Raw genomic sequence first — 12,453 nt, forward strand, 5'->3', positions numbered from 1 at the left:
TCAACAAGCTCATGCGGTACACGAGCTTCTAATTTTTTTGACTTTGCGTTTACTGCTTTCGTTGCCATATCTGCATCCATTAGTAGTTGGTGGCTGACAGTATACGCAAAAAATTTTTATAAAAAAGAATTGACGTAGCTGACACTTAAAAATACGATGGTGGCTGACACTATGCTTTATTCAGGTGATACAAATAGCAACGCCTCGAAGTGCGCTAACACTATCGAGGCGTCTGACCACAACATTATCGGAGCTAATGCTATGGCTGATACACAGTCTAACCAAACTCGCCTTAAATTTACATTCCTTATTACATCCGACACTCAGCGGCTGGCTGATATGTCCTCTTTGATCTTCGCATTACGTCAGGGGGCATACTATGAGTAATAAACCTATCTCACTAAAACAGGCGCTATATCGTGCAGGTCTGGGTATTTCACTTTTCACATTCATTACCCAAAAAGCCAAAGATGAACGCTGTGAAATCAATTTAAATAACTTGATTGCATTGGCACACGGCATTCATCAGGAGGTTCACCGCGCCCTGTTGAAACATGCTCCGCAGCCACCGATGAATAAATTATTAAATTGCATTGCATACAGGAAATCCGATCCATTAGGTCAGGCCTCATTTCGTGCGGGTTTATGTATCTCTTTATATGAGGTCATTCTTGAGCAGGCCAGCCAACACTGTTCGGAAGAATTACATGATTTGCTTTCGCTGGCCTGTGACATCAATCAGGAAGTCTACTATTCGCTTTATGCAGCAGTTAATGGCGAGGACGAGTGATCATGAATCAGGGAAATAATAATCAGAAAAGCCGCCCGTTAGATGTGATTCGAACAGTGAAAACATCAGCCATCAATCACTGGCAAAGCCTGTTGCCTGCTTGTGGTGTTGAAGTTCCGGCAAAAGGCAAACACGGTGCTTGCCCAATCTGCGGCGGTACTGACCGCTTTCACTTTATCGACGATAACCATCATGGCGATTGGCATTGTCGCCAATGTGATGTGCCGAATCACGGTGATGGACTGGATTTAGTCGCAAGAACCAAAGGGATCACGGTCTTTGCCGCCGCTAAGTTGGTAGCTGATGCGCTGGCACTTCCCTTACCTGACCCCAAGTCCACCAAAGAGCAGCCCCGAACAGTAAAACCGATTACAGAACGCATCGCTGCGCTGGTTGCAACTTCTGTCATGGGTGAATCTCAGTATCTGACTAAAAAGGGGCTGCAATGCCCCAATCAGCGGTTACTGAAAGATGGCTCTTTATTGCTGGTGATTCAGACTCTGGACGGCACAATCACGGGCGCACAGACCATCAAGCCGAACGGTGAAAAACGCCTTGTTGCAGGCACTCAGAAAAAAGGGAGTTTTATCTCCGTATCCGAGATTACCGGAATGTCGGACACGTTCATCATTACCGAAGGTTACGCCACCGCGTTAACCGTCAGCCAGCTATATGAGGGCGTTGTACTGGCGGCGATTGATGAAAGTAATTTATTCACGGTTGCCGAACAGGTCAGAACACAGTGGCCTAACGCAAAAATTATCCTTGCTGCTGATAACGATTGGCACGAACCGGAAGAACGGGACAAAAACGGTAGGTTAAAAAAGAATGTTGGCAAGATAGCGGCAGAGAAAGCCGCTATAGAGATTAATGGCTGGGTATCGCTACCGCCTATGGCATTGAAATCTGATTGGGACGATTATCGCCAACATCATGGTATCGAAGCAGCAAAGCAGGCATTCAGCAACGGGTTATATCAGGTTGGAGAGAAAAAACTCATGGAAGCAGAAGCAGTGATTATCCACGAAACTAAGCCCAAAAAAGCCAATAACAATCTGGCACAAATGGCAGCCAGTCAGCGCGGGGCACTATTGGTTGAGCGGTACGGTAAAGTGGCGGTTAACCCTGATAGCGAAATGGTTTACCACTATAACGGCACAACATGGGAAACCGTGTCGGATAATGAGCTGCGCCGCGCAATGGTGGCAATCTTCGACCAGCACGAAACCCCTTACAGCCCGAACGGGATCAATAACGCTATCTATGCCATGAAATTACAAGTACCGATTATCGGCGAACAACGGCAGGATTTAATCGGGTTCCGCAATGGTGTGTATGATTTATCGGCTCAACAGTTTACTTCGCACCAGCCGGAACACTGGTTAATGAACCATAACGGCATTGAATTCACCCCGCCTGCTGCCGGTGAAAATTTACCAGATCATGCCCCAGATTTTTATCGCTGGTTATCCCATGCGGCGGGAAGCAATGAAAACAAGATGAATCGTATCAAAGCTGCCCTGTTTATGATCCTGGCAAACCGTTATGACTGGCAGCTATTTATTGAAGTCACGGGCGAAGGTGGCAGCGGTAAAAGTATCTTTACCTATATCGCCACCTTATTAGCGGGAGAACACAATACGGCCAGTGGCAACATGCGAGCATTGGACGAAGCGCGAGGGCGTTATCAGTTTGTCGGGAAAAGCCTGATTACGCTGCCCGATCAGGTTAAATATGTCGGTGAAGGCGCGGGCATTAAGGCGATTACTGGCGGTGATTTAATCGAAGTTGACGGGAAATATGAGAAGCAATTTTCTACGGTCATTAAGGCCGTGGTATTAGCCACCAATAACGAGCCAATGAGCTTCACAGAACGCAATGGTGGTATTGCACGGCGGCGGGTGATATTCCCGTTTAATATTCCGGTCAAAGAGTCAGAGAAAGATCCACATTTGCCGGAGAAAATCAGTCGGGAACTGCCTGTCATTATTCGTCATTTATTAACGGAATTTGCCGACCAGAACAAGGCTAAAAAGCTGCTACAGGCGCAACGCGACTCTAACGAAGCATTAACGGTGAAAAGCAATTCCGATCCGTTGTATCGTTTCTGCGGTTATTTGATAACCGTCAATGAAGCTACTGGGATGAAGATGGGCACTAAGAACATTAGCCCACGAGCGCCGAGGTTATATTTGTATCATGCTTATCTTTCTTTTATGGAAGCGCACGGCTTTGAACGCCCGTTAACACTGACCAAGTTCGGCGAATCTCTGCCTAAAATTATGCTGGAATACAAAAAGGAGTATCGGAAAGTGCGAACCAAGAAAGGTTATTCTTATAACGTTGAGTTGTCCGAAGAAGCCGAAGAATGGTTGCCGTCTGTGCCTGAGTGCCGGGATTTTAAATCCCCGCTATAAACTTTTTGGGCTTAAGTCTGCATTCCATGCATCATTTTAAATATCCATCTGTATTTAAAAGAAAATAATAGATGTATAGTTATTTCTTAGCTATACATCAAATATACATTCTCTTCATTAGGATAAAAAAGGGGTGAACAGAGGGTACAGTGAATGAATATCCTATTAATTACTGCAAACCCAGATGTAGCAAGGCTTTGAGAAGAATGTGCAGAGGGTGCATAACTGAGAGGGTGAAAAAGATTTATAGGGGGTGATCTATGATCTGACATAGGAAAAGAAGAAATGCAGAAAAACCAAGAGCACCAGAAGCGAATTTACGACATTTTTTAATGGATTAGGAAGGATAATGTGAATAGTAAATATGTTAAAGCATTAGGGGTGCTAATTCTATTGTTAGGGTTGACATTTATGATGTGCTTAGTTATTGATTCTGCCGTTTCATTAGCATTAATGAAAGATGAAATAACATTCTCAGGAACAGTTATTATCAGTATTCTATCTTTTCCTATAGTATTTTACTCTTTATCAGGATCTATTTTTTTCTTTATATTTAATAGACTACCTAAATTTAACAAAATAATTGTTAACTATCTGAGTAAGTTGATGATTACATCATTTATAATTGGTTTTCCTATTTCTTTTTATGTTGACTATAAATTAAAAAATGATGGCTATCTGACATGTGATAAAATATCGTGGATGTCACCAAATACTTACGTGAAAAATTTATCCTTGTGTAAATGAATTTTTTTGTAAATATTTCGTTCTTATGTTTTGTCCTGTTTATCATATAAACTTTAGAGGCTTTTTAATTATTTTAGATAGTATTAAATAGTGTCTTTTAGGAAAATAAATAACCATAAGACACCATGAAAAAACTACTCAAATTACGCCAACAAAAAGCCGATTTAACCCAACAAATGCGTTCGCTGCTGACCAAAGCCGAAACGGAACAACGCTCACTCAATGCTGATGAAGCCAAACAGTTCGACGAACTGCGCAGCCAGTCCGACGCGCTGAATACGGAAATTGTGCGTTATGAAGTGCTGGCTGATGAAGAACGCAGTCAGGCTAAGAACCAACCTACCAGTAATAAACTCAGCAATGACGAGCTGCGCAATTATATTCTGACTGGCGAAGCCCGTTCCCTGTCTACCGGTGTTCCGGCTGATGGCGGTTATACCGTTATCCCTGAGCTGAATAAACAAATTATGCAGCAACTGGCTGATGAGTCGGTTATGCGTCGAATCTGTACCATCAAAACCACGCGCAGCAATGAATATAAACAGCTTGTTTCGGTCGGTGGCGCAGCCGTAATCCACGGGGAAGAAGGCAAGGCGCGTAGTGAGACGGCGACACCAAAGATGGAAGAGGTCAGCATCAAGCTGTTTCCTATCTATGCCTACCCCAAAACTACCCAAGAAATCATCGATTTTAGCGATGTCGATATGTTAGGCTGGTTAACCTCAGAAATCGCTGACACCTTTGTTGACACCGAAGAAACCGATCTGGTTAGCAGTGACGGTAGCAAAAAAGCGAAAGGCTTTCTGTCTTATCCCCGTGATAACAAAGCTGACAAGGTACGTGCATTCGGTACGCTGCAAAAGCTGGAAGTTACCAGCCTTGAGGCCGATAGCCTAATTGACCTGAAATTTCTGCTCAGGAACAAATATCGTAAAAATGCAGTGTGGGTGATTAACTCCACGACCGCCGCCAACGTGCAAAAACTGAAAAACGGCAATGGCGATTACATCTGGCGCGAACGTCTGCAAGCGGGTGATCCTGATATGTTGCTGGGCTTACCTGTCCATTATCTCGAATTTATGCCGGATGACATCATTAGTCTGGGCGACTTCAACCGCGGTTACTTCATCGTTGACCATCAAACGGGCATTCGTACCCGTCCTGACAATATCACCGAACCGGGATTTTATAAGGTACATACCGATAAATATCTGGGCGGCGGGCTGGTGGATTCCAACGCAATCAAGGTGCTGGAAATCAAAGGCACTAAAGCGGGTTAACGGTAAGGGGCACTGCGCCCCTTTGTAATCTGGAATCTACCAATGAAAAATGATTTTGAAATCCGCACTGCTTCCCTTTCTGCCAGTGATAAGAAACTGACAGGCTATGTGATTAAGTGGAACAGCCGATCACATATCTTGTGGGATGAGTTTATCGAACAGTTCGCCCCGAATGCCTTTAGCGCCAGTCTAGCGGCAAGTGCTGATATCAGGGCACTGTATGAACATGATCATATGAACCTGTTAGGCCGTACCACATCTGGAACATTGCAACTTAGCGAAGATGCCACCGGATTACGTTTCGAACTCACCCCGCCTGATACGCAATTAGGGCGTGATGTGCTGACACTGGTTGAGCGTGATGATATTCAGGGAATGTCCTTTGGTTTTCGTGCCATTAAAGATCAGTGGGATACCAGCCAAACACCGTATGTCAGAACCGTCTTAGAGGCTGAATTACGGGAAATTACTGTCACCAGTTTACCCGCCTACCCTGAAAGCGGTGTTGAGATTGCCAAACGCTCCCTGAATGCAGTAAATCCCTGCAATGCGGATTTGCGCCATTACTGGCTGCAATTGTCTGAGGCGTGATTATGTGGCCTTTTAAGCGAAAAGCCTCTGAGACTCGTAGTATCAGCATTGATGAGTTTCTTTCTCTGGCGGGTATGTCTAATACCAAATCCGGCGAGCATGTTTCCCCCTCGACCGCCGAAGGTTTACCAGCGGTGATGAATGCCATCACGGTGATTAGTGAAGCGGTAGCAACAATGCCCTGTTATCTCTATCGAGTAAAAAATAGTCACGGCACAGAGTCCCGTGAGTGGTTAAGTGATCATCCGGTTGATTACCTGCTCAATGAATGCCCGAACGATTGCCAAACACCGTTTCAGTTTAAGCGAACGCTGATGCGTCATTGCCTGTTAAATGGCAATGCGTATGCAGTCATAGTCTGGGGAAAAGACGGACAACCACATTCGTTGCACCCTTATCCGCCGTCAGCAGTTGTCCCACAGAGATTATCGGATCACCGCTTTGCTTATATCATTACCGAACCCTATAGAGGCAAGGTCAGAACCTATCTACAGGAAGAAGTTTTACATTTACGCTATGCCACGGAAGACGGTTTTCTTGGTCGCTCACCGGTCACGATTTGCCGTGAAACGCTGGGTTTGGGGTTGGCGCAACAGCGCCACGGTGCAAGCATTATGAAAGAGGGCATGATGGCAGCGGGCGTGATTAAAGCCGCTGACTGGCTGGATGGCATCAAGGGTAATAAAGCGTTGGAAGCCCTCGAACGTTATAAAGGCGCTCGTAATGCAGGCAAAACGCCCATTCTTGAGGGTGGGATGGAATATCAGCAATTAGGGATGAGCAATCAGGATGCAGAATGGCTGGCCTCCCGTCGTTTCACCATTGAAGATATCGCCCGGATGTTCAATGTCAGTCCTATCTTTCTGCAAGAGTATTCGAACAGTACCTACAGTAACTTTAGCGAAGCGTCACGCGCATTTCTGACGATCACCATGCGCCCCTGGCTTGCCAATTTCGAACAGCAAATCAAATCCACCTTACTGATAAATTCACCAAAACGAGGCATTCGCTACCAAGTCGAATTCGACACAGCCGATCTGCTTCGCGCCAATCCGAAAGAACGCTTCCAGAGTTATGAAACGGCGATTAAATCTGGTGTGATGTGCCCGAATGAAGCCCGTGAACGGGCTGTCTTTTAGTCACATCTCAAATTACGAGAAAATGACCGCAATTTGATAAATATACCCAACTGATTTTAAAGGAAATATTTCCCAATGCTGTCTCGATAAGTTTAAAATAATTCATATAAAAAAAACAGCAGGATACAAAGTTGTGTATAAGAGACAGGTGAACGGGAGGGATTATCACCCCGTGCCGGTGGCGATGAATTCAGTCAGGCATGGAAGCAAACCGTGGAAATCAAACAAGACAAGGAGAGTAACGAATGAGAGCAGGCAGATTAAGGCATCGGGTGACAATCCGAAAAAATGAAGCCAGTCGGGGTAAATTCGGTGAAGTACTCAACAACTGGGTAGATTTAGCCACTGTCTGGGCAGAAGTGAAAGCGATTAGTGGACGGGAGCTGGTGGCATCCGGCGCCGTATTCTCAGAAGCCACCGTGCGTATCTGGCTGCGTTATCGTGCTGATGTGACCACAGCGAACAGCATTACCTTTCACGGCGCGAACACGACGGGCACTGCTTTTAGCATTATGGCGGTCATCCCCGATGCGAAATACACCCGCCTAGAGTTGCTTTGCAAGGGAGGGATATTCCGATGAGCCGGATTGAAATTCTCCTGAGCGAAATTAAACAACATTGCCGATTGGAAGAAGATCACACCCTTGATGATGCCCTATTAACGGGTTATGCCGCCGCAGCGTTGGAAGTCTGCCAGCAACATATCGGTAAACGCTTTGATAAGGAATTGGTTTTCACGCCAGCGATTAAAGTCGGTTGCCTGCTCTATATCGGCTTGTTGTATGAGAATCGGGAAATGGCAACCGATGTTGAGCTAAAAGAAGTGCCTTTTACCATCAAATCACTGTGGTCTGTCTATCGTGATGTGGGGATCTACTGATGCCGTGGCAACCGTTAAGACGTTGTAGTTATCCCAGTTGTAAGCAACGGATAAAATCTGGTCGCTGTGAGGAACACCGGCGGGAACAGAACAGGCAGCGCGGTACACGTACCGAACGTGGCTACAGTAACCGATGGAGCAAGTACAGACTGATGTATCTCAAGGCGAATCCCTTATGTGTGCATTGCCTCAAGCAGAACTGCTACACACCTGCCACCATTGTCGATCACATTATCCCGATACAGGGTGAAGCTGATGTGCTGTTCTGGCCTGTATCCAACCATCAAGCACTATGCCATGCCTGCCACAACCGTAAAACGGTACAGGCAGACCCACTCATCAAAGCGAGGCGTAAACAAGGTGCTTATCGCGAGCAGGAAGCAGAAGCGGCACGATTATTTATCACAAGAATAATAACTAAATAAAATAACGGGGTGGGGTATCAAAAATGACAAACATCCCTCTGAGCGGAACCGCCCCCTCCTTCAATTTTTACGCACGGCAATTTTTTTGAAAATAAATCACAAGGAACAGCGAACATTATGGCAAGAGCACCGAAACCGCCTACTTATTTAAATGAGATTGCCGCCAGTCAATGGAAAGCCAAAGGCAAAATCTTAAGCGAGCGGGAAGACCTGAACGCCGCCGATTGGAACAATTTAGAACTCTACTGCGTTAACTATGCCATTTACCGAAAAGCGGTGGCAGACCTTGATATCCGGGGCTTTAGCATCGTGAATAGTCAGGGCAGCGAAAGCCGTAACCCATCACTGAGCGCCAAAGCCGATGCCGAAAAAATCATGATAAAAATGTCTTCATTACTGGGTTTTGATCCGGTATCACGGCGGAAAAATCCGGTGGAAACAGAGGAAGAGGACGAGCTAGACCGACTATGAACACATGGGAACAGTACGCTTTTGATATCGAAAACGGCACAATTCCGGCTTGTAAACGGGTAAAACAGGCGGTGAAACGCTACTTTAACGACCTGAATAACCCGCTTTATATGTTTGATTCGGAGGTGGTGGCACGGTTTATTGCCTTTTCCCGTTACTGTCCGCACGTCAAAGGCCACTTGCGCGGTAAACCGATTATATTAGAGCCGTGGCAGCAGTTCGCTTTTGCTAACCTGTTTGGCTTCAAGATCAAAGCAACCGGACGCCGAAAATATCGCAGTGCTTATATTCAGGTGCCGCGCAAAAATGCAAAGTCTACCGTTGCCGCGATACTGGCAAATTGGTTTCTCGTGATGGAGTCAGGTCAGCAGGATATCTACACCGCCGCCGTGAGTCGAGATCAGGCGCGTATTGTATTCGATGATGCCCGCCAGATGTGCCTATTATCCAAACCACTCAAGAAACGGGTAACTGTCCAACAGCATAAAGTCACTTATGCCAAGAGCAACAGTCTGCTAAAACCATTGGCAGCCAAAGCCGCTACGATTGAGGGTACAAACCCCAGTCTGGCAATTGTCGATGAATATCATTTGCACCCTGATAACGCTGTCTACTCTGCCCTTGAACTGGGCATGGGCGCACGTCCCGAAGGTATCTTGTTTGCCATTACCACGGCGGGCAGTAACGTTATTTCAGCCTGTAAACAGCACTATGATTATTGCTGTCAGATATTGGATGGTGAAGAGCAAAACGCATCCCTGTTTGCCCTGATCTACGAGTTGGACGACGAGAACGAGATTGATGATGAAGCGCTCTGGATAAAGGCCAATCCCAATCTGAATATCTCCGTGGATAGCGCTGCTTTGCATGACACTATCCAGAAAGCGCGGGGCATTCCCTCACAATGGACGGAAATGCTCACCAAACGCTTTAATATCTGGTGTCAGGGTGCAACACCGTGGATGGGTGAGGGGGCTTGGAAAGCCTGTAAGACTGATTATGACGAGAACGACCTGAAAGGACTGGAGTGTTACGCTGGCTTGGACTTATCTTCAACGGGGGATATCACCAGCATCTGTTACACCTTCCCCGTGGATAACGAACTGTTATTACTGACCCGTCATTACTTGCCGGAAGCTCAGTTACAAAATCCTGCCAATAAGAATCGGGCAATTTACCGTCAGTTGACACAAATGGGCTGGATACGTACCACAGCAGGCGATTGTATTGATTATGACCGTATCCGTGATGATATTCTCAAAGACAGCCAGCACTTTGATATCAAGCTAATCGGCTTTGATACGTGGAACGCCACGCACCTACGCACCCAGTTACAGGGCGCTGGTTTGGATGTTGAGCCGTTCCCGCAAACCTACATGCGCTTTAGCCCTGTGGCTAAATCCGCCGAGGTGTTTGTGAATCGCAAAATCATTCGTCACAACGGCGATCCGGTGCTGGCGTGGGCAATGTCCAATGTGGTGATGGAAACGGATGCTAACGCCAATATCAAACCGAATAAAAAGAAATCGGCAAATAAGATAGACCCAGCAATCGCGTTTTTGATGAGTTTTGGCACATGGCAGAGTGAGCATGAAGATTTTGCGTTTATATTAAATGAAGAACAACAGCAGAGACTGGATAGTTTTGATGGGATTTAATAAAAAATATTTAGGAGGTGAGATATTTCACCTTTATTTCACTCAATTTTATCAGTCATTAGATAAATTTTATTAATTTACCATCTGTCATTTTATGTCATCCTGCCAACAAAACATGCAACTCATCCACTGAATTAAATCAAGTCGTACTCTCCAATATTGATGAACCAATTTATTGATGTTCACCGGCGGAGAAGTATCTCACCGCCTTCATGTTATTTAGCAATGTTATTGTTGATTAAATGAGGGAATAAATATGCAAGATAAGAAGCCTGAATCAAAAGTCTTAGAAGATAATGTTGTAGTTGTACCAACTCGCGAATATATGAAGGACGCAATCAAAGAACACGCCCAGAGCCGTAATCATCCTTACGCAACTCAGGCAGAACCGGGATTTGTTACACTAAGTAATGAAACAGATAGTGACAGTGAAATAACCGTTGCAACTTCTAAAGCTGTTAAAAAAGCATATGATCTAGCCAATACCGCTAACCAAAACGCTCTCAATAATAATTCGGATCTCTATTTGGAGAAGAAACAGAATGGTGCGGATATACCAGATAAAGCAAAGTTTATTAAAAACATAGGCGCAGTATCTGAAAATGGTGGAGTTTATCCAGGCTCTTTCCAATTTCAGCAAATAGAAACAATCCCAAAAGAAAGTAACTCTGTAAAGATAGTATCTGCGCCCCATCAAGAAGCAAATAAGCTTGTAGCCTTCACTAATTATGGCTGGGACAGCAATAATATCCAGACAGGGATTGTGCGAGGGGGAGGGGCTGATACTTTTGGATACGCAATAGATATTAATACACGCCGAGCATTTGCAGTAGATAGATGGGGGATAACTATAAATCCAGATTTTCAATGGGGAGGCATAAACATGTTTCGCCCTGATGGAACATTCTGGAGGATAGAAGGAATCCCTAATGATGCAACACATTTACTCAATTTTATAGATAGAGATTCGGCTGGTTCAAACAAATCTGTTCAAACCTTACCAAAAGGATTTGGCACCATCATGTCAACGTCTCAGCATTATATTGATACCAGTGGCTTTGTGAAAAACATTTCTCCAATAATTAATCTATATTCTGATGGTTCGTTGCAAACAAATCATGAATCTAAAGGAGCAACTGCTGAGCGAGTCTCTAGGGGAGTCTATCTTATCAAAGGAGTTTCTGGTTTTAATGTCGATGAAATATGGAGCAATATAGAAATACCACTATGTCAAAATAAACTGCCGCTAATCTGGATTAGTCACGAAGAGCTTTCAGATGGTTCCATCAAATTAATGACTTATCACCGTGAACATTCAGACGCCCCCATTTTCGCCAGAAATGTAAGAGAAGGTTATGCTGACGGTGATTTAATCGATATTCCCGATGGCAGATTTGTTTCTGTCCGAGTGCAAATGCCTGCTGCTAAGGGTGAATAATTACAGGCTTAATTTTTCTGTGGATTGTTGTCGATGATTCCAAATTGGATCCTCCGGCATCTGGACACGGACGTCAAACAATAAGCGTAGAAAATACCAATTAACTATCTCTTAAATCTTCCAATAGATTCCGACTAAATAAATTGCAACCTCCTTTCACAATGTCAGAGCATTTAGTGTATTGACCTACATATCGTGTCTCTGATGAGCTTTGGAACATGGCAAAATGATCATGAAGATTTTACTTTCAGCCTCAGTGATGAATAGAGGCAACGCCTTAAGTAATTTAGTGGGATATAGCGTAAAAAGATAAGCAATTATACTGGTTCACTTATTGAGTCCGATAAACCAATCAGTTAAAGTAGCCCCGCCATTAGCAAAATCTAATGGTCAGGGCTTCGCATCCCTGAGCTAAGAACACTGGTAGGATGTTTCTACCAGTGACCTCGTTCACCCTTTCAATGGTGATTCAGGCAGGGGAGGCTTCGGCCTCACCGGAATCTTAGCCCGGTAATGCGCTGTCTCTTGATCACATCTATAGCTCAAGAGACTGTGCAAGCAAGTAACCTTCAAGGATGGTTTGTAATATGAACCATCCTTCCCATAGCCTTTCCCAT

Annotated in this window: 12 protein-coding genes and 1 pseudogene; all 13 read left to right on the forward strand. The window is 44.9% G+C overall.

Features of this window, described 5'->3' with window-relative positions; all coding sequences use genetic code 11:
• The first annotated feature begins 261 nt into the window (after positions 1-261).
• The 13 genes and pseudogenes from Xind_RS22825 to Xind_RS18735 all read left to right on the forward strand — a co-directional run bounded on the left by Xind_RS22825 (position 262) and on the right by Xind_RS18735 (position 11,836).
• Positions 262-387 carry a hypothetical protein gene (locus Xind_RS22825; RefSeq protein ID WP_256376545.1) on the forward strand — a complete coding sequence of 42 codons (126 nt, stop codon included), beginning with the start codon at positions 262-264 and terminating at the stop codon, positions 385-387.
• Positions 380-790 carry a hypothetical protein gene (locus Xind_RS18680; RefSeq protein ID WP_187650808.1) on the forward strand — a complete coding sequence of 137 codons (411 nt, stop codon included), beginning with the start codon at positions 380-382 and terminating at the stop codon, positions 788-790. The genes Xind_RS22825 and Xind_RS18680 overlap by 8 nt, the downstream gene beginning before the upstream one ends.
• A gap of 2 nt (positions 791-792) precedes the next feature.
• Positions 793-3,207, forward strand: coding sequence for a primase-like DNA-binding domain-containing protein (locus Xind_RS18685; RefSeq protein ID WP_187650809.1), 2,415 nt, complete (start codon positions 793-795; stop codon positions 3,205-3,207).
• A gap of 351 nt (positions 3,208-3,558) precedes the next feature.
• A complete protein-coding gene (locus Xind_RS18690; RefSeq protein ID WP_187650810.1) occupies positions 3,559-3,954 on the forward strand; it encodes a DUF1240 domain-containing protein in 396 nt (131 codons plus the stop codon).
• Positions 3,955-4,079: 125 nt separating this feature from the next.
• Positions 4,080-5,234 carry a phage major capsid protein gene (locus tag Xind_RS18695; protein WP_187650811.1) on the forward strand — a complete coding sequence of 385 codons (1,155 nt, stop codon included), beginning with the start codon at positions 4,080-4,082 and terminating at the stop codon, positions 5,232-5,234.
• 42 nt (positions 5,235-5,276) lie between these two features.
• On the forward strand, positions 5,277-5,825 hold the full coding sequence (locus Xind_RS18700) for an HK97 family phage prohead protease (protein WP_187650812.1): 549 nt from the start codon (positions 5,277-5,279) through the stop codon (positions 5,823-5,825).
• 2 nt (positions 5,826-5,827) lie between these two features.
• Positions 5,828-6,952 (forward strand): annotated as a pseudogene (locus Xind_RS18705) (phage portal protein); the annotation flags it as partial.
• A gap of 257 nt (positions 6,953-7,209) precedes the next feature.
• A complete protein-coding gene (locus tag Xind_RS18710; protein WP_099115757.1) occupies positions 7,210-7,545 on the forward strand; it encodes a phage head closure protein in 336 nt (111 codons plus the stop codon).
• The gene (locus tag Xind_RS18715) at positions 7,542-7,844 is read left to right on the forward strand and encodes a head-tail connector protein (protein ID WP_187650813.1); all 303 of its coding nucleotides are present in this window, start codon (positions 7,542-7,544) and stop codon (positions 7,842-7,844) included. Before Xind_RS18710 ends, Xind_RS18715 begins: the two co-directional genes overlap by 4 nt.
• Complete coding sequence (locus Xind_RS18720) at positions 7,844-8,269, forward strand: HNH endonuclease (RefSeq protein ID WP_047685601.1); 426 nt, start codon at positions 7,844-7,846, stop codon at positions 8,267-8,269. The genes Xind_RS18715 and Xind_RS18720 overlap by 1 nt, the downstream gene beginning before the upstream one ends.
• Positions 8,270-8,386: 117 nt before the next feature.
• A complete protein-coding gene (locus Xind_RS18725) occupies positions 8,387-8,740 on the forward strand; it encodes a phage terminase small subunit P27 family (RefSeq protein WP_047685603.1) in 354 nt (117 codons plus the stop codon).
• Positions 8,737-10,398, forward strand: a complete 1,662-nt coding sequence (locus Xind_RS18730) for a terminase large subunit (protein ID WP_187650814.1) — start codon at positions 8,737-8,739, stop codon at positions 10,396-10,398. The genes Xind_RS18725 and Xind_RS18730 overlap by 4 nt, the downstream gene beginning before the upstream one ends.
• A gap of 256 nt (positions 10,399-10,654) precedes the next feature.
• Positions 10,655-11,836, forward strand: a complete 1,182-nt coding sequence (locus Xind_RS18735) for a phage tail fiber protein (protein ID WP_187650815.1) — start codon at positions 10,655-10,657, stop codon at positions 11,834-11,836.
• Positions 11,837-12,453 lie beyond the last annotated feature (617 nt).

Origin of the sequence: Xenorhabdus indica (assembly GCF_014467235.1) — a bacterium.
GTDB lineage: Bacteria > Pseudomonadota > Gammaproteobacteria > Enterobacterales > Enterobacteriaceae > Xenorhabdus > Xenorhabdus indica.

What these genes read in the sequence shown, in the direction of transcription:
- Xind_RS18735 (WP_187650815.1), top strand. Translation starts at nt 10,655, where the DNA reads ATGCAAGATAAGAAGCCTGAATCAAAAGTCTTAGAAGATAATGTTGTA.
- Xind_RS18710 (WP_099115757.1), top strand. Translation starts at nt 7,210, where the DNA reads ATGAGAGCAGGCAGATTAAGGCATCGGGTGACAATCCGAAAAAATGAA.
- Xind_RS18725 (WP_047685603.1), top strand. Translation starts at nt 8,387, where the DNA reads ATGGCAAGAGCACCGAAACCGCCTACTTATTTAAATGAGATTGCCGCC.
- Xind_RS22825 (WP_256376545.1), top strand. Translation starts at nt 262, where the DNA reads ATGGCTGATACACAGTCTAACCAAACTCGCCTTAAATTTACATTCCTT.
- Xind_RS18715 (WP_187650813.1), top strand. Translation starts at nt 7,542, where the DNA reads ATGAGCCGGATTGAAATTCTCCTGAGCGAAATTAAACAACATTGCCGA.
- Xind_RS18695 (WP_187650811.1), top strand. Translation starts at nt 4,080, where the DNA reads ATGAAAAAACTACTCAAATTACGCCAACAAAAAGCCGATTTAACCCAA.
- Xind_RS18700 (WP_187650812.1), top strand. Translation starts at nt 5,277, where the DNA reads ATGAAAAATGATTTTGAAATCCGCACTGCTTCCCTTTCTGCCAGTGAT.
- Xind_RS18680 (WP_187650808.1), top strand. Translation starts at nt 380, where the DNA reads ATGAGTAATAAACCTATCTCACTAAAACAGGCGCTATATCGTGCAGGT.
- Xind_RS18730 (WP_187650814.1), top strand. Translation starts at nt 8,737, where the DNA reads ATGAACACATGGGAACAGTACGCTTTTGATATCGAAAACGGCACAATT.
- Xind_RS18685 (WP_187650809.1), top strand. Translation starts at nt 793, where the DNA reads ATGAATCAGGGAAATAATAATCAGAAAAGCCGCCCGTTAGATGTGATT.
- Xind_RS18720 (WP_047685601.1), top strand. Translation starts at nt 7,844, where the DNA reads ATGCCGTGGCAACCGTTAAGACGTTGTAGTTATCCCAGTTGTAAGCAA.